16 protein-coding genes, 2 tRNA genes and 1 pseudogene are annotated in these 22,915 nt (G+C 47.9%); 7 read left to right on the top strand and 12 right to left on the bottom strand.

The genetic code is table 11. From position 1 onward, the window contains the following. Positions 1-57: 57 nt before the first annotated feature. The 7 genes and pseudogenes from sbcB to B8880_RS09165 form a co-directional block, all read right to left on the bottom strand. Entirely contained in the window at positions 58-1,476 is a 1,419-nt protein-coding gene (gene sbcB / locus B8880_RS09195) for an exodeoxyribonuclease I (protein ID WP_084257316.1), read from the bottom strand. Positions 1,477-1,478: 2 nt separating this feature from the next. Continuing rightward, positions 1,479-2,351 (bottom strand): hypothetical protein, encoded by an 873-nt coding sequence (locus tag B8880_RS09190; protein ID WP_084257315.1) that lies wholly within the window; start codon positions 2,349-2,351, stop codon positions 1,479-1,481. Positions 2,352-2,400: 49 nt separating this feature from the next. Next, the gene (locus B8880_RS09185) at positions 2,401-3,540 is read right to left on the bottom strand and encodes a PstS family phosphate ABC transporter substrate-binding protein (RefSeq protein WP_084257314.1); all 1,140 of its coding nucleotides are present in this window, start codon (positions 3,538-3,540) and stop codon (positions 2,401-2,403) included. Positions 3,541-3,597: 57 nt separating this feature from the next. Then, positions 3,598-8,007: pseudogene (gene mukB, locus B8880_RS09180) on the bottom strand (chromosome partition protein MukB); the annotation flags it as partial. Between the two features lie 89 nt (positions 8,008-8,096). After that, positions 8,097-8,882 carry a chromosome partition protein MukE gene (mukE, locus tag B8880_RS09175; RefSeq protein ID WP_084257312.1) on the bottom strand — a complete coding sequence of 262 codons (786 nt, stop codon included), beginning with the start codon at positions 8,880-8,882 and terminating at the stop codon, positions 8,097-8,099. A gap of 27 nt (positions 8,883-8,909) precedes the next feature. Further along, positions 8,910-10,235: a chromosome partition protein MukF gene (gene mukF, locus B8880_RS09170; protein WP_084257311.1), complete on the bottom strand. Its 1,326-nt coding sequence runs from the start codon at positions 10,233-10,235 to the stop codon at positions 8,910-8,912. An 82-nt stretch (positions 10,236-10,317) separates the two neighbouring features. After that, positions 10,318-11,448 (bottom strand): polysaccharide deacetylase family protein, encoded by a 1,131-nt coding sequence (locus B8880_RS09165; RefSeq protein ID WP_159460743.1) that lies wholly within the window; start codon positions 11,446-11,448, stop codon positions 10,318-10,320. A 447-nt stretch (positions 11,449-11,895) separates the two neighbouring features. Here B8880_RS09165 and ttcA point away from each other — a divergent pair, with 447 nt between their 5' ends. The 5 genes from ttcA to B8880_RS09140 all read left to right on the top strand — a co-directional run bounded on the left by ttcA (position 11,896) and on the right by B8880_RS09140 (position 17,966). After that, positions 11,896-12,849, top strand: a complete 954-nt coding sequence (gene ttcA / locus B8880_RS09160; RefSeq protein WP_084257309.1) for a tRNA 2-thiocytidine(32) synthetase TtcA — start codon at positions 11,896-11,898, stop codon at positions 12,847-12,849. A 6-nt stretch (positions 12,850-12,855) separates the two neighbouring features. Next, complete coding sequence (locus B8880_RS09155) at positions 12,856-14,703, top strand: ABC transporter ATP-binding protein (RefSeq protein ID WP_084257308.1); 1,848 nt, start codon at positions 12,856-12,858, stop codon at positions 14,701-14,703. Positions 14,704-15,078: 375 nt separating this feature from the next. Then, positions 15,079-15,342, top strand: a complete 264-nt coding sequence (locus tag B8880_RS09150) for a type B 50S ribosomal protein L31 (protein WP_084257307.1) — start codon at positions 15,079-15,081, stop codon at positions 15,340-15,342. 9 nt (positions 15,343-15,351) lie between these two features. Continuing rightward, a complete protein-coding gene (gene ykgO / locus B8880_RS09145) occupies positions 15,352-15,495 on the top strand; it encodes a type B 50S ribosomal protein L36 (RefSeq protein ID WP_084257306.1) in 144 nt (47 codons plus the stop codon). Positions 15,496-15,575: 80 nt separating this feature from the next. Further along, on the top strand, positions 15,576-17,966 hold the full coding sequence (locus B8880_RS09140; RefSeq protein ID WP_084257305.1) for a TonB-dependent receptor: 2,391 nt from the start codon (positions 15,576-15,578) through the stop codon (positions 17,964-17,966). A gap of 136 nt (positions 17,967-18,102) precedes the next feature. Here the strand turns inward: B8880_RS09140 and B8880_RS09135 are convergent. From B8880_RS09135 to B8880_RS09115, 5 genes are all read right to left on the bottom strand, one after another. Next, positions 18,103-18,189 (bottom strand) — tRNA-Leu (locus tag B8880_RS09135). Positions 18,190-18,211: 22 nt separating this feature from the next. Next, positions 18,212-18,287 (bottom strand) — tRNA-Gly (locus B8880_RS09130). A gap of 133 nt (positions 18,288-18,420) precedes the next feature. Next, entirely contained in the window at positions 18,421-18,978 is a 558-nt protein-coding gene (pgsA, locus tag B8880_RS09125) for a CDP-diacylglycerol--glycerol-3-phosphate 3-phosphatidyltransferase (RefSeq protein WP_084257304.1), read from the bottom strand. A 139-nt stretch (positions 18,979-19,117) separates the two neighbouring features. Continuing rightward, on the bottom strand, positions 19,118-19,960 hold the full coding sequence (ypfJ, locus tag B8880_RS09120) for a KPN_02809 family neutral zinc metallopeptidase (protein ID WP_084257303.1): 843 nt from the start codon (positions 19,958-19,960) through the stop codon (positions 19,118-19,120). Positions 19,961-20,029: 69 nt separating this feature from the next. Then, positions 20,030-20,695, bottom strand: coding sequence for a TIGR01621 family pseudouridine synthase (locus B8880_RS09115; protein ID WP_084257302.1), 666 nt, complete (start codon positions 20,693-20,695; stop codon positions 20,030-20,032). 44 nt (positions 20,696-20,739) lie between these two features. Here B8880_RS09115 and cls point away from each other — a divergent pair, with 44 nt between their 5' ends. Together cls and B8880_RS09105 are read left to right on the top strand one after the other, a co-directional pair. Beyond that, the gene (gene cls / locus B8880_RS09110; RefSeq protein ID WP_084257301.1) at positions 20,740-22,200 is read left to right on the top strand and encodes a cardiolipin synthase; all 1,461 of its coding nucleotides are present in this window, start codon (positions 20,740-20,742) and stop codon (positions 22,198-22,200) included. Positions 22,201-22,221: 21 nt separating this feature from the next. Then, positions 22,222-22,884 (top strand): histidine phosphatase family protein, encoded by a 663-nt coding sequence (locus B8880_RS09105; RefSeq protein WP_084257300.1) that lies wholly within the window; start codon positions 22,222-22,224, stop codon positions 22,882-22,884. The last annotated feature ends 31 nt before the right edge of the window (positions 22,885-22,915 follow it).

Genomic DNA, 22,915 nt, shown 5'->3' with positions numbered 1-22,915 from the left:
ATTTTAGCGCAGTAATGTAATCTATACAACTCAAAATCATTGGGAAGCAGCATCTGGCTAGCTTAGTAATTTTTCGCCATATTCATACACCTGTTGCAATAACGCCAGTTTTTGCGGATTACCATCGTGTTCCGCTGCCAATTTTTGCAAGGATTGGGCGAACGCTTCGGCGGATTGTTCCAATTTTAAAGTGCGGTATTTTTGCCATTTGATCTGCTCGGCACGGTTTAACGTACGGTAGAAATGGCGGGCACGGTAATGGAAGAGCAATTCGGATATGCGTTTGTCTTCAAAGGTGAGATCAGGTTTTTTGAGCTGTTCGCCGTCTAACGTGCGTAAAATTTGCAGATTGCGTTTGTCGGCATCGCTGAAAAAACCCGAATACAATTCGGTTTCCACATTGATGTCTGCGGCAAATTGGCGTTGTTCGCTAAAAATAGCGATCACTTTATTGCGGATATCCGGCGATTGCAGCAAACGCCGCTGATTTTGCAGACAAGCTTCCCGCTCGATTCCCAAGCGGACCGCACTTTGCGGCAGTAAGGTTTTTTCCGGCGCGACGATCGGGCATTTATTGATATGCACCAGTTTTAACGGTACCGGCAGAATCCCCTGTGCTTCCAAATCGGCTTTTTTGCTGTATAACCGCACTTTTAACGTTTCGGCGTCCAGCGTAAGCAAATCGGTCAAATCCGCACTTAAATCGCACACAATCACGGCGTTATTATTGGTCGGATGCCACTCCAGCGGCGCAACAAGTGCGGTATTGCCGCGATAGTTGCCGAGCATGCCGGAAACATGCACCAACTGGGTCATATTGGCGGTGTCGATCAGTTTCTCCACCGCTTTTTTGTTGCGCAGATTGAAAAAATAGTCGAACAAGCGTGGCTGTTTGGTTTTGACTAATTTCGCCATTTCAATCGTGGCGTACACGTCCGCCATCGCATCGTGCGCATTGCTGTGTTCAATACCGTTTGCTAGCGTCAGGCGATCTAATTTAAACGACGGCAAGCCGTTTTCGTCATAGACCCAGTTAATCCCCTCTGGGCGCAAGGCATAACAGGCACGCAGCACATCGAGCAAATCCCAACGGGAATTGCCGTTTTTCCAACTGTATTCATAGGGATCGATAAAATTGCGATAAAAGGTGTAGCGGGTCATTTCGTCATCGTAACGAATGCTGTTATAGCCCATCACGCAAGTATTCGGTTGCGCAAACTCTTGCAAAATGCGGGCGGCAAATTCCGGTTCGGATACGCCTTTTTCATTGCATTCTTGAGGGGTAATCCCCGTCACCAACACCGCTTCCGGCGCAGGCAGATAATCAGTGGTCTGTTTGCAATACAACATCACCGGTTCACCGATAATATTAAAATCCGCATCGGTGCGGATACCGGCAAATTGTGCCGGACGATCACGCGCCGGATCAATGCCGAAACTTTCGTAGTCGTAAATAAAAAAACTGAAATCCGCCATGCTTAACCTACTAATTTATCCAAATAAAATAAACAGATAATAGATAAAATCCCCAAACCAACGCCGACGACATTGGCTTTATTGATTTTCTCTTTAAACAGCCACGCACCAGTCAGCGTGCCTAAACAAATAACGCCGATATTCATGCCGGCGAATACCAACGTCGGATTGGCGCTGTAGCTGATATGCGCCTTAATATAATACAGAATATTCATAAAATTCAGCCCGCCGAGCAGCAAACCGGCGAGCATACTTTTGCCGTGCCAACGGGTCTGTTTAATCAGCAAATAGATGAAAATCACACACGCCGCCAAACAAAACGACACAAACAACGTCAACGGAAACGCACTACCGCTCTTTGCCATTTGCTTAAACAGAATATCGATCACACCGTAGCCGAGCCACACCAACAGCAGGTTAAACCAACCTTTGCCGACCGCACTTTGCTGTTCGTCTTTTTTCCATAACAGACATAAAAGTGCGGTAAACGCCAACACAAGGCTGATCGCACGGCTGCCGCTCAAGACTTCGTTAAAAATGGTAAACGAGGCTAAAATCGGTAAAAATAACGATAAGCGCTGTGCCGCGTCAGAGCGCACAATCCCCGCACTTTCCACCGCACGCGACATCACGATAAACACCGTCGGCAGCAAAATCCCCAAGGCTAAAAACAGATACGAATAGTCATGTTGCGCCACCACTTCGCCGAACGACTGCCCGGCAAAATTGGGCTTTAAAAAATAATAACTCAGCCCGATCGCCATAATATAATTAAACGCAATCGCTTGGGCGATCTGAATATTCTGCTTGCGTGCCACTTTCAAAAACACCGACACGATCACGCTGCAAAGCACAGCGATGGCGAGGTTATGCATAAATCCTACTTTTATATAAGGTTAAAAGAGACGTTTTATTTCCGCTATACTATTCTGGTACATAGCCCGTTTTTGAGATCAATTCCTTCCCTTGTGAAGATTTAATCCAATCAATCAATTGTAGTGTTGTTTGATTTTCGTTGCCTAACGTTACTGCATAAATATCATGGGTAAAAGGATAGCTTTTGTTACGGATATTAGTTTGATTTGGCAAAATACCATTAATACTCAATAACTTAATTTGATTATTTTTAACCATTTCCGTGGAGTACAACAAGAAAGAAAATCCTAGTGCATTATCAAAATTACGATAATGCGCCACTTGATTGATAATTCCGCTCATTCCCCCGTTCACATCTTCACGAACGGGATCCATTAAGGGTGTATCTGCCATAATCCGCTGCAATACCGTTTGCGAGCCGGAATTTTCAGGGCGTTGAAAAGCGCGGATAGCTTCACTTTTACCACCGACTTGTCGCCAGTTAGTTATATGACCGGAATAAATCTGTTTTATCTGCTCTACCGTCAAATTTTCAATAGGATTTTCACTATTCACAAAAAAGACAAAAGCTTCTTTAGCAATTGGGATTAAATTCAATTTTAGTCCTGATTGTTCCGCTTTATGTAGATGGAATTTTGATGGTGCCGGTGCAAAAATAATATCCACTTCACCGGCTAACAAACGTTCATAAGCCTGCCCGGTTTTGCTGACGGCAATAAGCTCCATACTGTCTGCAATGTCCAATTTCGGATAAGTCGCTTTTGCAAATGCCGCATACATTGGGTAAAGTGCGGTTGAACCGTCTAATCTCGGTAAACTGTCTCGGCTCAGTTGCAACGTACTTGCGCCGTCTAAAGTAGCCGCTTTACTATCCTCTGAAAATGGCGAGTAATTGTGGGTTGAAAATTCGGTTACTGTCGGAATACTGCGTTCATACTCTACTTTAACGATATACCCCCCATAACCCAAGAGGCTCACCGCTAAAATAGCTAACGCAGAATAAAGTTCCTTTTTTTTATTCCGTTGTGGTAGAGAAAATAAAATCCACAACCAAATATAAACAAACACTACTACCGCAGGCAAAAAGAAAGGATAGTCATAGCCACTAAATGCAAAACCCATTACCGCAATAAAAGCGGCAAAGCCTAACGCTAAAAAGCCTAGCAAAAATAAGAATTGTTTTAACATCTATGACGTCCTTATTGGATAAATTACCCCCGCCCGCAAGAGTAAGGAGCATAAAATCTACTCCGTCGCTCCAAATCCTCGCAAACCAACAACATGCACATATTCATGATTATGCGCGATTTTGCGCACCAGTTTGTAGGTTGTGCCTTTTTCCGGGCTGATATTTTCCGGTGCGGCGATCAGCAGCTGCATATCGAGGCGTTCGCACAGTTCGAACAGGGTTGAAATCGATTTGGCATCGAGACGCGCGGCTTCGTCGAGGAACAACAAGCGGCACGGCAGAATATCTTTGCTGCGCATACGGCGGCTCTCTTCTTCCCAACTTTGCACCACCATCAATAGGATTGACATCCCCGTACCGATGGCTTCACCGGTGGATAACGCACCGCTTTCGGCACGCAACCAACCGTCGGCGCCACGATAGACTTCCACTTCCAAATCAAGATAGTTACGGTAGTCCAGCAACTCTTCGCCGATGGTTTGCGCCGTGCGTTGCCCCATATCAATATGCGGATTGACCCGTTGATACAGTTTCGCCAAGGCTTCGGAGAAGGTGATTTGATTGTTGTTGAACAGATCTTGATAATCGTCCTGCTCGCCCGATAACGCATTCAGTAAGATCGCGTGGGTATCGCGGATATTGACCACCAAACGCACCGATTTCACCTGTCCAAACGCAATATTCTGCAAGCCCTGATTCAACATACGAATCCGGTTTTGTTCGCGCTGAATGGTTTTACGCATGATATTGGCGACACTTTCGCTGCTGATCGCCAGTTTGCGTTCACGGTTGGTCAGCTCTTCGGTCAAACGTGACAATTCGATTTCCATTTGCTCAATCGCATCAATCGGATCGTCGGTTTTGATAATATCCTGCCGGATTCGCTCGCGCAGGTGTTGGTACACCGCGATAAAAAACCGCACTTTGTTTTCCGGTTTGCGGCTGTCTTCCGACAAACGCAAGGCATCGCGCAGATATTCGTTATCGGCAACGGCGGTGCGCAATGCACCCAAGGCTTTATCCGACATTGAACGCAAGTCGTCGGCGGAGAGATACGCCAGTTCGCGTTTATTCAAGCGCCGTTCCACATCGCTGTTGCGTGACAAACGCAGCACCACGCACCAACTGACTTTTGCTGCCACCACCAGCTCACGTTGGCTGCGGTAATCACGTTCCGATTTACGAATGCTACGCACTAAATTCTCGCTTTCCGCTTCCAACAAGGTCAGCTGTTTTTCCACATAATTGCGGCGTTGGCGACTTTGTGACAGGGTTTGGTGCAGCTCATCGCGCCGTTGTAACGCGCGCTGTTCCGCGCCTTCGTCGGCACGTCCGCCGATTTTATCCACCTCTTCCAACAGCTCGAGCAACATATGATTTTTCGCGTCCAGCGAGCTGCGTAACGAAATCTGTACTTGGTTAAATTCGGCAAACTGTTTCTGTTTCTGTTGCAGTTGATCGCGTTGCTGTTCCCGTTGTTGTTGCAACTGTTCCAAACGTCGGCGTAACTGCTCGTTTAGCTCCGAACCCTCGCTTTGCAACTGTTGTTCGTAATCAAAATGCGCGTGCCGTTGCAACACATCAGACAGCGCATAAAAACATTGTTGCGCGCGTTTTTGTTGGTCAACGGTGGTTTGATAGTCGTTTTTCAGGGCATCGTATTGCTGCGGATCGTTCTGCAAACTGGCGGCAATCGGTTCCAGCTGTTGCAATTGCTGTCCGAATTGACGGATAAACTGCACATCTTGCTCAGCATTCAACAACTGCTCGCGATATTCCTCAATCCGATCTTGCAAAGTTTCATCAGCTAGCAGATTGAATTGTGGCGACAGTTTATTTAACAGGCGCACCAGCTCTTTGCTTTCGCTCAGTTGCAACCGCACTTGCTGCTCGCCGGTGGTTAAGTGATTTAATTCGCGATCCAATTCGTTGCGTTGTGCACTGATTTGCTTCATCTCTTGCTCTGGATCAGGCAAGAACGCCAACGCCAAATGCAAACCGACAAATTGGCTGAATTGTTGATGTAAACGTTGGCATTTTTGCACATCAAACGCCCGTTGTGCGTGCTGTTCGTTCACTTCGTCCAATTCGAGAGCCAACTCTTCCAAGCGTTTTTCCCGCGCCGCCCGTCCGAACAGCGGAATTTCAGGGAATTTGGAATAGCGCACTTCGCGTTCGGACACCTGTACCACTACGCCGCTTTCCAGTTCTTGCGCAGAAAACACATTGTCATCGAATGCCGCCGGATCGCCTTCGATTAAATAGAGATCGTCCGGACAGTCTTCAATATTTTCCAACTGTTTTTTAACCGCCGCCAGATCACGCACCACAATCGCATGGCGTGCCGGACCATATAACGCAGAGAAATACGGGGCATCATCCAATGCGACATCGTCATACAATTCCGATAACAACACGCCGCCGAAACGTTCCGCCAACGCATTCAAGCGCGCATCTTCCGAACCGTCCGGTTGGCTTAAGCGGCTGATTTGCTGTTCCAACTGCTGTTTTTGCAGCTGCAACTGATCGCGCACCATGGTATGTTCGCGCTCTTTTTCCAGCTGCGTTTGCATAAAGTCCATCACATCTTGGCTATCGCCGAACTGCTGCCCGCTCTGCTCGCTCAAACGTTCCAACGCCGATTGCGCCGTCAGCCACGCCGGCGCTTTACGTTCGTTTTCTTGATAAAGAGCGGTCAGTTGCTCGCGTTTTTGACGCAAAGCGGAACGCTGTTCGCCCTGTTCGGCAAGATTATGGGTCAGTTCATCAACCAGATCTTGTTGTTGTAAATGGAATTCGTCCAGTTCTTGTGGTTCGCTTAATGCTAAGCCACTGCGCTGATTCAACTCCTGTAACAGTTGCTTGGCGCTGTTTTGCGCTTGCAAACGCTGTTCCAATTCATTGACTTGGCTGCGTAAACCGACCGCACTTTGCGCTTGTGCTTTTTGTTGCGGATAGTCCGCCAACAGGGTTTTCGCCTGTTCCCATGCCGCAGAGCGCGGCACGTCGCCGACAATCTCGCTCAGCAAACGATAGGCTTTGTCAAACTGCGATTTCGCTGCGTCAGACACGGACAAACGCTGTTCCAGTTGCAACACGTTCGCCGTCAGTTCTTCGACTTGCTCTTCAAATTCTTGATGATACTGTTCGACATTTTTCAAAGCGAGATCGTTTAAGCCACACACCTCTTTGGCTTTTTCCAACGCTTTCACCGCTTGCTGATACTGCAAAGCACGGGTTTGCTGCGCGTCCAGCGCCTGTTGGTAATCCGCCAGTTGTCCGCGCACCTGATCAATTTCAAGCTCGCCCTGTTCAAAACGCTGTTGCGCCTCTTCCAACTGCTCGGCGGCAGTTTCAACCACGATTTGCTGCTCTTCCAGCTTTTCGCGCAGCTCATTGACATCGTCTTGATAACGGTTGATTTTCTCCTGATGACGCAATACGTTCTGCACCAAATTCAGATGATCGACCGCACTTTGGTGATCCACTTCAAGGCGTTTTTCGCTCTCCGCCAAATCCGCCGCTTCACGGCTGAGTTCAATCAGTTTTTGCGCGGCAAAGGTCTGTTCCTGTTTTGCGCCGAACAAGGCACGGCGGAAATTCAATGCACTGTCGATATGATGACGGCGGTCATTGGCGTTGCGCATATAATCGGCAGCAACATAGGCAGTGGATTCGTTAATCAAATGTTTGAACAAATCACGATCAGCTTGGGTGACTTTAATCGCTTCCAGCGTCATGCGGTTTTCACGCAGCGCGGCTTCCATATCTTGGAATGCTTTGCGCACGCCCAGATTTTCCGGCAACAGGTAATCTCGCAAAGAGCGGGTGATCGCACTGGAAATTCCGCCGTAGAGCGAGGCTTCGATCAATTTGTAGAATTTGCTGCGATCCGATGACGAGCGCAAACGCTTCGGAATAATGCCCAATTCAAACATCATGCTATGATAATCAGTCACCGAATGGTACTGTTTCAGTTGCGCGCCGTTTTGTTCGGCTTTGTCTTTTAATTCGTTTAACGCCAGCACTTTGGCTTGTTTTTCATTCACCGCTTCGGTGAAAAGTGCGGTCGGCTCGACTGCCAACGGTAAACCTTGGATCGAGAACGATTTAATATCGACTTTTTTATCGCGTCCGGCAACTTGTTGCAAACGCACCCCGACCAATACGCGCTGATTGCGTGAATTGAGGGTATCCAACGCCGCATAACACACGCCCGGCCGCAATTTGCCGTGCAGCCCTTTATCACGCGAACCGCTGGTTGCACCGGCTTCGGTGGTGTTACGGAAATGCAGCAGGGTTAAATCCGGAATAAGTGCGGTCACAAACCCTGCCATGGTGGTCGATTTCCCTGCACCGTTACCACCGGACAGCGTCGTCACCAATTCGTCTAAGTCAAAAGTTCGCGCAAAGAAACCGTTCCAATTGATCAGGGTCAGCGAGCGGAATTTGCCGCGTTCAACCGCACTTTGTACCAGGGTTGATGTGGCGAGGACATTATCTGAAGTTGTTTCTTCGACTTGGTTAAGCCGCTGTTCGTTTTCAAATTCTGACATTATTCACGATCCCCTTGTTCATCATTGCTGTCGATTTCATCATCAAATTCGTTTTCTTCTTCGTTCTCTAAGACTTCATTATCAAGCTCACTATTTTCTGACTCAAGTGCGGTTTTCTTCGCTTGTTTCTCTTCTTTTAACGAGTCCGCATTTGCCGCTTCGCCGTCACGGATCAGGCGCAGTTGCGCTTCCAACGGATCATCGCCCGCCCGCACTTCGGCGCCGAAACGGAACACCGCTTCGGAGATCACGAATTTGCCGCTGAATTGATCGCCGACGGTGGTAATCATGCCCAAACGGCGCAAACGGTTTAAGGCGGCGCGCATTTTTTCCGCCAGTTTTTGTTTGTCCAAATCGGAGCCGGAGGAGCGCTGATTGACCGCTTTCAACAATTTGCTTTCGTCCGCCAGGTTCAATAATTCGTCATACACCTCTTCCGTGCTGAAAATACCTTGCTGCGCCAAACGTTCCGGGCTGAGGTAGAGATAACACAACACTTTGCCGACCAGCATTTCCAGTTCGCTCAACACACTGCGCCCGATCAAGGTGCTGGATTTCGGACGTAGGTAGAAAAACCCTTCCGGCGCGCGAATCAGTTCGACGTTATAACGGCGGTAAAAACTTTCCAGTTCGTACTGAAAATCCATTAAAAAGGCGTGATTGTCCAAATCCTCAAAGCTGATATGGCGACCGGCTCGTAGCAGGCTGTCCACCTCAGGAAATAACGGATTGGCAATCGCCGTAGCGAGTTTGGTTGGCATGACTTCAGAAGTTTGATTTATCATAGTGAGTTCGTTCATTTAGCAGAAAAATTATTTATAACCGTCAATCACATTAGCCTGCACTTCGGCGCCGTGTGGATTGATCGCTTGCCATTGCGGATAGACCGCCGAGAAATCGTCGCTTGCCATGCCTAAACGCACCGCTTGATCGACGATAATCCGCGCGACATCGAAATGACGCGACAGCGGATAGTTTTCCAGTTGCTGGCGCAAGACTTGGCTGAGATCAATCGGTTGATTGTGTTCACGGTAGCGGATTAACAGGCTTTGCATCTGTTCCACGATCTGCTCGTGCAGATCGGATAAGGATTCGTACTGCAATTCTTCCGGCAATTCGCCTAGGGCGTCTTCATCGCTGAGGGTCAACTCCTCATCACGCAAATCGACCAACCGCTCGGCTTGGGTCGTCCACAGATACCAAGGCGCATCGAAATAGTGGTGAATGGATTGGCGCAGGCGGCGTGAAAAGACGCGGTTTTTATCCATATCAATCGCGGTGCGGATAAATTTATGCACATGGCGGTCGTAGCCGATCCACAGGTCAATCGCCTGTTGTCCCCAACTGATAATGCGGTCGAGTTTGGCTTGCAGATTGGTGATCAGTTGTTCGACGAAATCCAGTTCATTGCGCCCGATAATGCAGTCTTGAATCCGCAGCAGTTGCGCCTGCAATTTATCGCCGGCGGCATTGAGCGTGTCTTGCAATTCACGCAGATTGCCGGAGGTTTCGTCTAATAATTGTTCGCAACTGAGCAACGCCGCTTGCCAGTCTTTGGTCAGCAATTCGGCGATCTGTTCTTTAATCCCCTGCTGGTTTTCGTCCATAATCCGCTGCGATAAATCAATGCTGTCGAAAATCTCTGCCACCGAATATTTGAGCGGCGCGTACACATTTCGCCGCCAATGGTGGTCGTCGCCGTCCTCTTCGGCAGCAGACGACGCGCGCTGGATTTCATCAGCCACAATCGAGAGTTGAACGGAGAGGCGCAAAGCGGAAAATTCACGTTGGCGGATATAATAATCGGACACGCCCACACCGAGCGGCGTTAAGCGGTAAATGGAAAGCCCTTCGGTAAATTCGCTGCTGAAACGGTTTAAAAAACGCTGCTTAACCAGTTCGTTAATCGCGTTGTTGGCACGTTGCTGCACCGTTTCTTCCGCCAGCCCGAATTCATTCGACACCAATCGGAACATATCGACCAGATCGTGTTCGATCATCTCACCGTCAATCCGTTCGTTATTGTAAATCGCAATCGTCAGCAAAAAAGCTAAACGTTCGGTCGGCAAATTCAGCGAAAATTCACGCTGTTTGGTCCAACTCACCAATTCAGGAATGGTCTGTGCCGTTTCGGTCATATGCGGTACTCACGTCTAAGTCATTATCTGAATAATAAAACCGACATTGTACACGAAAATTGATGATCTGACAGCTAACTTATTATGGGGAAACGACGGCAAATTGAGGTTGTAATTTCTCTAAAATTTGCTGTTCGCTGTCTTCTTTCAAAAGATAAATCCGTTTGAGCTGATAACGATCATCACCGAAATTGACCTTGCCGATTGCGGTGCTGAAGGCAAGATGGAATCCCGCTTCTTGCGCCGCTTTTTTGGCAAGTGCGGTATAGCTGCCGTAAGGGTAAGCCAGATACCGCACTTTAGGATTGAGTTGCCGCAACACTTGGATCGAACGTTTGAAGTCAACCAGCATATTGTGCAGCGAACGGCGCAAGATAATCGGTTGTTTCTTGAGTTTGCGGTGTAAGAAATGGGTGTGGGATTGCAGATCCATTGTCGGCTGCATTTCTTGGTATTGCGCGCGGGTGATGAATTGCAATTGGTTTGGATCCCACGCCGCCAAATGATGCTTAATTCGCGCAGTGATGACAAAAATCGTCGCCCGCAAACCGTATTTCTGCAAAATCGGATAAGCATAGCGGTGTACCGATTCCAGCCCGTCATCAAAGGTGACGGCGAGCAGTTTAGCATTAAAATTCTCTTTGCCGTCCAGATAATTTTCCACCTCATATAACGAAATCGCCTGATAACCCCACTTTTTCAGCAGCGCCATTTGCTGATCAAAGGCGTTGACCGAGGTGGTGGTCGAGGTATGACGGAAATGGGTATTTTCCTCATTTTTCAAGACGTGATGGTAAGTCAGCACCGGAATGCCCTGATCCGCTTTGACCTGTTGCACGGCGATATAGCCGAATTGATCACCAAACCGCACTTGATACCAAGCGTCATGCTTCGCCAGCCACGGATAACGTAGATTCGGCACTAATTCCGCCAACACTGCCGACGTTTGATCTGCCGACCGATAAATTGGCGTTGTTTGCGTGGTGATCAGATAGCCCTGCATTTGGCTTGCAGCCGCATTCACTGACCGCACTTGCTGTACTTGTTGCGTTTGCAGGTGACAATCAGCGGCTAAAAAACCGCTGGCATTGCCGAATTGTAGCGTAAACGGTTGTTGTTTTTCAGGTAATAGCTGTAGCGTCTGTCCGCTTTTTATTTCGGCAACCGTTTGTATTTTGCCCGAAACCACGGCAGAGACTGGACAATCTGCCAATAATAAAACCGAATCGGGCAGCGCAGTTGTTGCGGAGAAAGCATAAGATGAAAGCAGGTAAGCAGTAAAAATGATCGGGAGTCGAAATACAACACACAGCATGATTGCCAGTATTCATAAAATCAGTCAATAAAGGTAGGGCAAATTATACTGCGATTAAGATGGAAACAAAGCCGATTTACACCAAATAACAAAAAGGCCAAACCCTACCTGATTATCCATTCTTGACCGCTGTTTTTAACAAGTTTGCGCTATAACCCCTTGTACCGTCGGGCAGTGATGCGGTGTTGCCAAGGCATTTGCAAGCTGGATTTCACTGTTAAAGCATCATGTTATCGGTTTCTCGGCGATAAGATAAAGTGCGGTTGCCGATAAAAAAGTAGCATTTCCCCCCGTTAGCCTTTATCCTATGCGCTGATTTTTCTTCATAAAACCGCACTTTTAATCATGAATACAATTGACAATACTGTTGAACAATCTCAACACAATAAAAAACAAATCTATAATTTAAACAAGCTGCACAAACGCCTGCGCCGCAATGTCGGCAATGCGATTGCCGATTTCAATATGATTGAAGACGGCGACAAGGTGATGGTGTGTCTATCCGGCGGCAAAGACAGCTATACCCTGCTGGATATTCTGCTCAATCTGAAACTGAGTGCGCCGATTCACTTTGATATTGTGGCAGTCAATCTGGATCAAAAACAGCCGGGCTTTCCGGAAGATGTGCTGCCGAATTACTTAAACGGCTTGGGCATTGACTATAAAATCGTGGAAGAAAACACCTACGGCATCGTAAAAGAGAAAATTCCCGAAGGCAAAACCACCTGTTCGCTCTGCTCGCGTTTGCGGCGTGGAATTTTGTACCGTACCGCAACCGAGTTGGGCGCAACTAAAATCGCATTGGGACACCACCGTGACGATATGTTGGAAACGCTGTTTTTAAATATGTTTTACAGCGGCAAACTCAAATCCATGCCACCGAAACTGATCAGTGATGACGGCAAACAGATTGTGATCCGCCCGCTCGCCTATTGCAAAGAGAAAGACATTGAGAAATATTCGGTCGCCAAGCAGTTTCCGATTATTCCATGCAATCTGTGCGGCTCACAGCCGAATCTGCAACGGCAAGTGGTGAAAGAGATGCTGCAAACTTGGGATCGCCGCTATCCGGGACGGATTGAAACCATGTTCAGCGCCTTGCAAAACGTGACGCCGTCACACTTATGCGATCCGAAACTGTTCGATTTTAAAAATATCCGTCGCGGCGAATTGATCAGCGGCGTGGAGGGCGATATTGCCTTTGATAAAGAAGAATTGCCAACTCTGAACTGGCAAGATGAAGATGACCTGCCGGAAATCAATGCGCAACAGCAGATTCAATTTAAGCAGGTCGGATAAGGATTTATAATGCGAAAACTCTTTGAATGGTTTGAAAACCGAATTAATCCCTACCCTGATGACGCGCCGATAACGCCGAAAAACAGCCTGTTCAGTTTTATCTGGTCGGGCTTGGGCGGATTGCGCGGCTGGCTGTTAATGCTGATGATTTTTAACGTCGGCATGGGCATTTTTGAAGCCTTGCTGTTTAAAATCATGGGTTCGATCGTTGACTGGCTGACCGAGTTTTCACCGTCGGAACTGTTGGCGGCGAAAAGCGGCAGTTTGCTGTGGATCGGCTTGTTGCTGGTGGTCAGCCCGCTGTGGCTATGGCTATTGTGCAGTATCCGCTTTCAAACGTTGCAGGGTGTGTTTCCGATGCGTTTGCGTTGGAATTTTCACCGCCTGATGTTGGGGCAAAGCCTGTCGTTTTATCAGGACGAATTCGCCGGACGGGTTTCCGCCAAAGTCATGCAAACCGCACTTGCGGTGCGCGACACCGTGATGACCTGCGCCGATATGGTGGTCTATGTCGCGGTCTATTTTATTTCGTCGGGTATTATCTTAGTGCAATTTGACGGCTGGTTATTGTTGCCGTTTTTGGGCTGGCTGTTGTTCTTTTTCGGCATGATGTTCTATTTCGTGCCGAAACTCGCCGACACCGCCAGCAAGCAGGCGGACGCCCGTTCGTTAATGACCGGACGGATCACCGATGCTTACGCCAATATCACCACGGTCAAACTCTTTTCCCACGGCACTCGCGAATCCAACTATGCCAAATCCTCAATGCAGGAATTCATGTACACCGTACATGCGCAAATGCGTTTGGTCACGCAGTTGGAAGTCTGCAACCATATTTTAAATACCCTGCTGGCGGCGTCCACCGCCGGATTGGGCATTTATTTGTGGATGCAGGGACAAATCAATGTCGGCGTGATTGCCGCCGCAACCGCAATGGCGTTACGGGTCAACGGCTTATCGCACTGGATGATGTGGGAATCGGCGCGGTTGTTTGAAAATATCGGTACGGTGCAAGACGGCATGAGCACCCTGTCCAAACCGCATACCGTGGTTGACAGCCACGATGCGAAACCGTTGGTGGTCAGCGGCGGCGATATCCAATTTGATCATGTCGATTTCAATTATGATGAAAACCGCACTTTGCTGAAAGATTTTAATTTGCATATCAAATCGGGCGAAAAAGTCGGCTTGGTCGGGCGTTCCGGTGCCGGCAAATCGACCTTAACCAACCTGCTGTTGCGTTTTTATGATATCAACGGCGGCGAAATCCGAATCGACGGACAGAATATCAAAGATGTCACCCAAGAAAGCCTGCGTGCGCAAATCGGCTTGGTGACGCAAGATACTTCCCTGCTACATCGCTCGGTACGGGAGAATATTATCTATGGACGTCCGAATGTCGATGAAAGTGCGGTGTTGAAAGCCGCCGAACAAGCGGCGGCGGATCAGTTTATCCCTTATTTGCACGATTCGCACGGACGCAGTGGCTATGATGCGCACGTCGGCGAGCGCGGCGTCAAACTGTCCGGCGGACAACGGCAACGGATCGCGATTGCGCGGGTGATGTTGAAAGACGCGCCGATTTTGTTACTCGACGAAGCCACCAGCGCGCTTGATTCCGAAGTGGAAATTGCGATTCAAGAGAACCTTGAAAAGCTGATGGAAAACAAAACCGTGATCGCCATCGCCCACCGTTTATCTACGATTGCGGCAATGGATCGCCTGATCGTGATGGACAAAGGACAAATCGTCGAACAAGGCACCCACCAAGAGCTGCTCGCCCTCAACGGCGTTTATGCCAAACTTTGGTCACATCAAAGCGGCGGCTTCTTAGCGGAAGATAACGAAATTTAACCTGAGTCGAAATCAGATTAAAGGCGGAGTGTGATCCGCCTTTTTGTTACGCCTTTTACCTCGGCACTAGGGCTTCCTGACAATTCGATTTACGGGCGCTTCTTGTTCCACGTTGGAAAGATAATACTTTCCTCAAAATACATTCTCTTCGTCAAACTCATTCGCTGTACTCTTTGCCCTCTCCGCATTCGCTTTCCTCAAGATTTTAATTTTGGGTTTGGGATAAAACATCGTTCTTTTTTGCGTTCTAGTCTTAATTTATTCTCATTTAGAATAAAAAAGTAAGGTTTTTTCATTTTTGCTATTGATAATTATTATCGTTAATGTAATCTAGCCGACTTCGATAATGTGATTAACCATAACCAGGGCTAAATAATGAAAAAAGACATTCACCCAAATAACTACCGTACGGTTTTATTCTATGATTCCAATGCCAAAACCGGCTTTCTGATCCGTTCCTGCGCCAGAACCAACAGCACCATGACATGGGAAGACGGCAAAGAGTATCCGGTATTTATGTGTGACACCTCATCGGCTTCACACCCTTATTACACCGGCAAAACCCGTCAATTAGCAACGGAAGGCCGTGTGAGTGACTTTAGCAACCGTTTTGCCAAGTTCGGCTTAAAAAGTAAATAGGAGAATATTATGCAAGTATTATCATCATTAAAAAGCGCAAAAACCCGTCATCAAGGCTGCAAAATCGTCCGCCGCCACGGTGTGGTTTATGTGATTTGCAAAGAAAATCCGCGCTTTAAAGCGAAACAGGGTTGCAGCAAGAAAAGAAGATAGTTGCCCCAGATTCCGGCGCCGTACGGTATCGGTATCGGTATCGTACTGTATAAAATCCAATTTGCCTGAGAACCATTGAGATGAAAAATCGTTTTATCCTATTGCTGACAATAGGCATGTCTTGCCCGTTAAGTATCAATGCCTCCGAAAGTAATGCCTCCGAAAGTATTGAGGATACGACCGCTTTAGATGAAATCAATGTGGTTGGTGCGAGCGAATTCAGCAGTGATCCGCTGTCCGGAACGGCTAAGCCTAATGATATTGTCGTCTCTAAACAGAAATTGAAAAGAGGCGCCAGTACATTAGGCAATGCGTTGTCAAACGAATTAAGCGTACACAGCAATCAATTCGGCGGCGGCGCCAGTGCGCCGGTAATTCGCGGGCAAGAAGGCGTCAGGCTGAAGATTTTGCAAAACGGTTCCGATGTCGTCGATATGTCGCAGCTTTCTCCCGACCATGCCGTCGGCGTTGACAGCCTGCTGGCGGAACGGGTGGAGATTCTGCGCGGCGCCTCAACACTGTTGTATGCTAACGCCTCCCCTGCCGGCGTAATCAATGTGATTGATAACCGCATTCCGACGGCGGTGCCGGAAAAAGGTTATCAGGCCGATCTCAGCCTGCGGCAAAATACCAATAATGGCGAAAGACTGGCAACGACCGGCATCACCTTGGGGTTGAACGAGAATCTGGCATTTCGCTTCGAGGGATTGTCGCGTTATTCCGGTAATTATCACGTTCCTGAATTTAATTTGGGTTCTAAACTGAATTTTGTACCGGATTCCTACAACAAAACGAAATCGGGAACCTACGGGCTCTCGTATATCGGTGAGCGCGGATATTTGGGCTTTGCTTATAACGAACGCAAGGAGATTTACGGTTTACCGGGACACAACCATGCGCTTGATACCTGCGGTGCGCACATTTGGGGCAGAGAACCCGATAATGATTATTATCTGGAGCTTTATCCGCACTTAATGGGGGATAAGGATTTGGTCAATACCCATTTCCATTGCGGTTCAAACCATGCGCTCGGCGGTGTCCACAACCATGATAATCCTTATGGGCATAACCATGATCATACCTTGGGCGGACCGGTGGTTGATTCCTATGCGAAACGTTATGATCTACGGGCTGAAATCAAAGAACCGCTGCGGGGCTTTGATAAATTACGTTTGAGTTATTCGTCGACGAATTACCGGCATGATGAGCGCGACGGCCATATTCCGGTGAATATTTTCCATAATAAAGGCACCAATGTGCGCTTGGAATTATTGCATCAACCGATACGCGGTCTGAGCGGCGTTTGGGGCGTGCAATACCAAACCTCGACCAGCAGTGCCAATATTCCGCGTATTCCGCCGTGTAGCAATAGCTTTACTCCGGACGGCGATAAAAAACGTTGCCCTGAAAAAATTACCGACAACGACCGTCAACATTGGGCGTTGATCGAGAATAACAATGATCAATACAGTCTGTTTGCTTTAGAACAATTGAGACTGGATTCGTGGTTATTCGAAGCGGCGGTACGCACTGAGAAACAAAAAATCGCCATCAACCACGATACAAACCGTTTGAGAGCGCTCAAAAAAGAAGCCGAATGCTCCGCGCTATTTGGTACTTGCTTGCCCTATTCGTTGAATGAACCGGATTTATCGCTATACCATAAATGGGCAACCTCTTATTCGCTTTCTGCAAGCTGGAATTTTTTACCTGATTATGCCTTGTCATTGATATTTTCGCATAATGAGCGCCACCCGACCCCGATGGAGCTGTATTATCACGGCAAACATTTGGCGACCGTATCCTTCGAACATGGCAATCGATACTTGAATAAAGAGGTTTCCGATAACGTTGAAGCCGGATTGAGCTACTTCGGCGATAAATTAAGTTATCACGTCAGCGTTTATCTGAATAATTTTAAAAATCGTATTTTCAATCAAACCCTGAGCAAAGAAGGGAATTTATCATTGAATCGCTACAGCCAATCCCAAGCGAAATACTACGGTATTGAAGGACGGCTCGACTACAACGTCACGCCGGAATTCAGTTTGGGGCTGTTTGGCGATTATATCCGCGGCAAATTATCCCGCTTGCCGCCAACCTATGAAGTCGATCCGATTTGGGGAGAAAATATTGCTGTGCCACAAAAAGATCAGAATGCCCCTCGGGTTCCGCCGGCGCGGTTAGGATTTCGTACTAATGCGGAATTAACCCGCCATTTATCCGGTACTCTGGAATATGTTTATGTCTTTAAACAGCACAAAGTTGCCCCTTTGGAGCAAGTCACCAGTGCACACGGGCTATTAAATCTCGGCATGACCTATGCCGGTCAGCTGGAAAATATCGGCTATGAAATTTTTATACAAGGGAATAATTTACTAAACCAAAAAGTCTATTCGCACACCTCTTTTCTACCGTTTGTACCTCAAATGGGACGAAACGTCACACTGGGGATTAATATTAATTTCTAACCGGCGCGACAGATAAGGAAAAATAGATGCGGAAGGAATCTAACCAAAGTGCGGTTTCGGGACCAAAATAGAGTATGTACCGATACTGGCTGGAAGGATTATTTTTCGATTTGGAATGTGGTTTGAGAATTTAAGATGGTGCCCGAGGCCAGACTTGAACTGGCACAGCCCGAAAGCCGAGGGATTTTAAATCCCTTGTGTCTACCGATTTCACCACTCGGGCAATATTTCATTGCGATAAGATTTGGAGCGGGAAACGAGACTCGAACTCGCGACCCCAACCTTGGCAAGGTTGTGCTCTACCAACTGAGCTATTCCCGCTTTATATTGCATAATGATTCGTTAATCAAATCAAGTGCGGTGAATTTTACTGATTTGGAACATTTAGTCAAATAAAATTCTTGCTTTTTATCTCAACTGCTTAAAAACAACGCACTCGGACAATGTTCGTCGGTTACGGATTAATATCGTCCAGTAAACTGCCTTTGGCGGCGTTTAAATATTGTACCATTGACCACACCGTCAAAATGGCGGCAAGGTACAAAGCAACCGTCGCCACCTGTTCCATCAGCGGATTATAACGCCATAATAAACCGATTAATGAGATCATTTGCGCCGTGGTTTTTACTTTGCCCCACCAAGAAACCGCCACCTTATTGCGATCGCCGATTTCTGCCATCCATTCGCGCAAGGCGGAGATAATAATCTCTCTTGAGATCATCACAATCGCCGGAATCGTGACCCAAAAACTGTGGTAATGCTGCACCACCAGCACTAACGCCGCCGCGACCATCACTTTATCGGCAACCGGATCGAGAAAAGCACCGAAACGGGTGGTTTGGTTCCATCTTCTTGCCAGAAAGCCGTCGAACCAATCGGTAATTGCCGCAATAAGGAACAAAAGTGCGGTCAAGAACGGCGCCCACTTGAACGGCAGATAAAAACAGACGATAAAAAACGGAATCAGAACGACCCGAAATAGCGTTAAAAAGGTAGGTGTATTAAATTTCATGGAAGTGCCTTATCACGAAATACGTCACGGCAGAAGTACGCCTATTCTATCCTAAAAACAAGGCAATTTAAATAAAGGGCAAAAGAAAAGGCACATTTTATGTGCCCTTATCATCATTTTCAACCGTACTGACCGCACTTTAACCGAACGGATTGCACTGTTTAATGTCGCCGCTTTGCAAACCGCGTTTGAACCAGGCTAAGCGTTGTGCCGATGTGCCGTGCGTAAAACTGTCCGGCACGACATAGCCTTGACTCTGTTTTTGCAAACGGTCATCACCGACGGCTTCGGCCGCATTGAAGGCTTCTTCCAAATCGCCGGATTCCAAGATGCCGTTTTTATCCGCATAATATCCCCAAATACCGGCAAAACAGTCAGCCTGCAACTCCAGTTTGACCGATAGTTGATTGGCTGCTGCCTGACTGCCGCTGCGTTGTTGCGCCTGCTGCACTTTCGGCAAAATGCCCAGTAGATTTTGCACATGGTGTCCCACTTCATGGGCAATCACATAAGCAAACGCCGCATCGCCGGAAGCACGCAATTTACTGCTCATATCTTTGTAAAAAGAGAGATCGAGATAGACACGCTGATCATTCGGGCAATAAAACGGCCCCATCGCCGCCTGCCCCGTGCCGCATGAGGTTTGGGTGGCATAGTTGTATAACACCATGGTCGGTGCTACATAGCGTTGACCGCTCTTGGCAAAATATTCCTCCCATGCCACTTCGGTATCCGCCAGCACCACCCGCGAAAACGCATTCAGCTGCTGTTCTTCCTGCTCGCTTAACGTCGATTGGTAACTTTGCCCGCCGCTAATGCCGGTGGTATCGACCAAACCGGAAAGATCAACGCCAAAATAAGCGCCGACCAAGATAATCAATAAGCCGACGATACCGCCGCCTTTACCGCCAAGACCACCACCACCGGAAGCACCGCGGCGATCTTCTACATTGCTACTTTGTTTACGTCCCTGCCAACGCATATGGATACCTGCTTAAAAATGAAAAAGTGAATCGAATTTGCGCTATTATCCACCGAATTGTCGCTAAACTCAAATCTCAAGTAAATCCAATTGCTGCCGTACGCTCGGTTTTAAAAAATACTCACCGTCATGCGGCGCTTGTTTCAACAGAATAGTTTCGCCCCGATAATCGAATTTTAGTGCGTAGGCATGCAGATAAGTACGGTCAAGTGCGGTTTTACCGCCATAACGCTGATCGCCGAGAATCGGGCTGCCAAGACTTCTCAAGGCGACCCTGAGCTGATGGGTTTTGCCACTTTTCGGCATCAAATGGAACAAACGCAAACCGGCTTCACAGCTGACACTGGTAAAACGGGTGATCGCCGGATTGGTTTTACTGTGACACAATTTCCAACTGCCGTTGCGCGTTTTTTCCATATCACCGATGATGATTCCCTGCTTTTTCTTTGGTTTATCTTTTGAAAGCGCGATATAATGCTTTTCAATCCTGCGTTCATCAAATAGACGCGAAAACTCGGCGGCAGCTTCACTGCTGCGAGCCAAAATGAGCAACCCAGATGTAATTTTATCCAAACGGTGTACCAGCCACAGTTGTGAGTAACCGATCTGCGCCGCAACCAAATCGGGCAAGCCCACGGCTTGTTGATCTTTATGTACGCTAATTCCGATCGGTTTATCAATCACAATAAAATCAGGATGTTGAAAAATAATAGAAATCGGTTTGATGATCGACATGGAATAAATCGCATTGACAAATTTAACGGTGTTATAAGCATAGTATGAATATAGAACTTTCGCAAATTATCGGTTATCTGCTGCCGGCGTTTATCTGGATTTTCGGAATCGGGATTACTGCACGCTTGGCATTTAAAAAACAGGCTGTTTCGGTCACTTTGGCATGGCTGCTGATTATCTACATGATCCCGATTTTCGGCATTATCGCCTACCTGATTTTGGGCGAAATCAAATTAGGGCGGCGGCGCGGCGAATCGTTCAGAAAGCTGGAGCCGCTCTATACCGAATGGTTCGGCAGTTTCGACCGCTGTTCCAATTTAACCTTAAGCAACGATAAACTGCGCTTCAAACCGCTCTTTGCCCTGAGCCGCCATCGGGTCGGCATTCCCTGCGTTTTAAATAACGAACTGCATATTTTAAATACGCCGCAAACCATTATTCAGGCGATGATTCACGATATTGACCAAGCGCAAAAAACCATTCAGATGACATTTTACATTTGGTTCGACGGCGGTTTGGTCAATGATGTGATGAACGCACTGATCCGCGCCGCCAAACGCGGCGTAAAAATTCAGATTCTGCTCGATTCCGTCGGCAGCAACGCGTTTTTAGGCAGTAAAAATTACCGCTATATGCGCGACAACGGCATTCGAATTGAAGAAGCGCTGCACGCCAACCTGTTGCGAATGTTTTTCCGTCGGGTCGACTTGCGCCAGCACCGTAAAATTGTGGTGATCGATGACAATATCGCCTACACCGGCAGCATGAATATGGTCGATCCGCGCTATTTCAAACAAGACGCCAACGTCGGCGAATGGATCGACATCATGGTACGGATTGAAGGACCGGTATCGCTGATTTTGCAAGGCGTGCACAGCTGGGATTGGCAAATGGAAACCGAAGAAGACGTTGCCCTGCTACCACAATGCCCCGTGCTGCAAAACACCCCTGACGATTCACACGGGGTACAAATTTTGCCGTCCGGTCCGGGCTTTCCGCAGGATCTGATGACCCAATCGCTGCTGTTGGCGATCAGCAGCGCCCGTCACAGCATTACCATTACCTCACCCTATTTTGTGCCGAGCGCGATGATTGCCGAATCGCTGGCAACCGCTGCAATTCGCGGCGTGGAGGTGAAATTAATCCTGCCGGAGAAAAACGATTCGTTTTTGGTGGAATGGGCGAGTCGCACTTTTTTTGACGAATTGCTGGAAGCCGGTGTTAAAATTTACCGTTTTGAAGACGGTTTGCTGCACACCAAAAGTATTTTGATCGATTCGCGTTTGGCGTTGGTCGGCACGGTCAACATGGACGCGCGCAGTTTTATGCTGAACTTTGAAGTGACCATGATTGTGGACGATATGCGCTTTGGGCAGGAGGTCGAGACGTTACAAAAAAGCTATTTGGCGCAATCCACCTTGATGGATTTGGAACAGTGGTACGAACGCCCAATTTATCAACGCTTTTTTGAACGCTTGTTCTTTTTATTCAGCCCGTTACTTTAAACTTAACTTATTGAAATCATAATGGATAAACAACTCTGCTTTTATTTAATCCGCCATGGACGCACCGAGTGGAACGAAGCCGGTTTATTACAAGGCGGCGGTGATTCGCCGTTGACCGCCAACGGTATTGCCGGCGCAAAAGCAACCGCTGCCGCACTACAACAGATTGATTTTCTTGCGGCTTATAGCAGTAATTTGCAAAGAGCGGTTGACACCGCCGCTTTAATTCTCGAAAAACGCAATATCCCGCAATTTCAACACGCCGGTTTGAACGAGCAGTTTTTCGGCTCGTGGGAAGGGCAAAAAATTGCGCAGTTACGCCAACTTGCCGAATATCAAACAATGTCACATGATCCGGCCAATTATCTGGCACAGTCGAATCAGGGAGAAACTTACCAATCGCTGTATCTGCGCGCTTGGCAAGCGATCCGGGACATCATTCAAGTTCATCGGCACGGCAATATTTTGATTGTGTCGCACGGGCATACCCTGCGCCTGCTGCTGCATGTTTTGGGCGGCGGCGATTGGCGGCAACACCGCGATCCGCAACTCAGCCATGCGGTGCTGAACACCGCAATCAATGTGGTGAATTACCGGCAAGACGACACTTGCCCGACAGGAGCATTCGACGTCAAGCTGCTGAATGACATTCGCCATTTAGCGCCCGACAGCTATCGCCGCTAGGGCTTTCTGACAATTTGTTTATGAGGGGATT

It is taken from the genome of Pasteurella testudinis DSM 23072, assembly GCF_900176075.1.
GTDB lineage: Bacteria > Pseudomonadota > Gammaproteobacteria > Enterobacterales > Pasteurellaceae > Chelonobacter > Chelonobacter testudinis.
Note: the sequence above shows the minus strand (reverse complement) of the source record. Positions and strands in the feature narration are given on the sequence as shown.

Excerpts from the sequence above, each read along its gene's own strand:
- sbcB (WP_084257316.1), bottom strand. The coding sequence starts at position 1,476 with ATGGCGGATTTCAGTTTTTTTATTTACGACTACGAAAGTTTCGGCATT.
- B8880_RS09190 (WP_084257315.1), bottom strand. The coding sequence starts at position 2,351 with ATGCATAACCTCGCCATCGCTGTGCTTTGCAGCGTGATCGTGTCGGTG.
- B8880_RS09185 (WP_084257314.1), bottom strand. The coding sequence starts at position 3,540 with ATGTTAAAACAATTCTTATTTTTGCTAGGCTTTTTAGCGTTAGGCTTT.
- mukE (WP_084257312.1), bottom strand. The coding sequence starts at position 8,882 with ATGATAAATCAAACTTCTGAAGTCATGCCAACCAAACTCGCTACGGCG.
- mukF (WP_084257311.1), bottom strand. The coding sequence starts at position 10,235 with ATGACCGAAACGGCACAGACCATTCCTGAATTGGTGAGTTGGACCAAA.
- ttcA (WP_084257309.1), top strand. The coding sequence starts at position 11,896 with ATGAATACAATTGACAATACTGTTGAACAATCTCAACACAATAAAAAA.
- B8880_RS09150 (WP_084257307.1), top strand. The coding sequence starts at position 15,079 with ATGAAAAAAGACATTCACCCAAATAACTACCGTACGGTTTTATTCTAT.
- ykgO (WP_084257306.1), top strand. The coding sequence starts at position 15,352 with ATGCAAGTATTATCATCATTAAAAAGCGCAAAAACCCGTCATCAAGGC.
- B8880_RS09140 (WP_084257305.1), top strand. The coding sequence starts at position 15,576 with ATGAAAAATCGTTTTATCCTATTGCTGACAATAGGCATGTCTTGCCCG.
- pgsA (WP_084257304.1), bottom strand. The coding sequence starts at position 18,978 with ATGAAATTTAATACACCTACCTTTTTAACGCTATTTCGGGTCGTTCTG.
- ypfJ (WP_084257303.1), bottom strand. The coding sequence starts at position 19,960 with ATGCGTTGGCAGGGACGTAAACAAAGTAGCAATGTAGAAGATCGCCGC.
- B8880_RS09115 (WP_084257302.1), bottom strand. The coding sequence starts at position 20,695 with ATGTCGATCATCAAACCGATTTCTATTATTTTTCAACATCCTGATTTT.
- cls (WP_084257301.1), top strand. The coding sequence starts at position 20,740 with ATGAATATAGAACTTTCGCAAATTATCGGTTATCTGCTGCCGGCGTTT.
- B8880_RS09105 (WP_084257300.1), top strand. The coding sequence starts at position 22,222 with ATGGATAAACAACTCTGCTTTTATTTAATCCGCCATGGACGCACCGAG.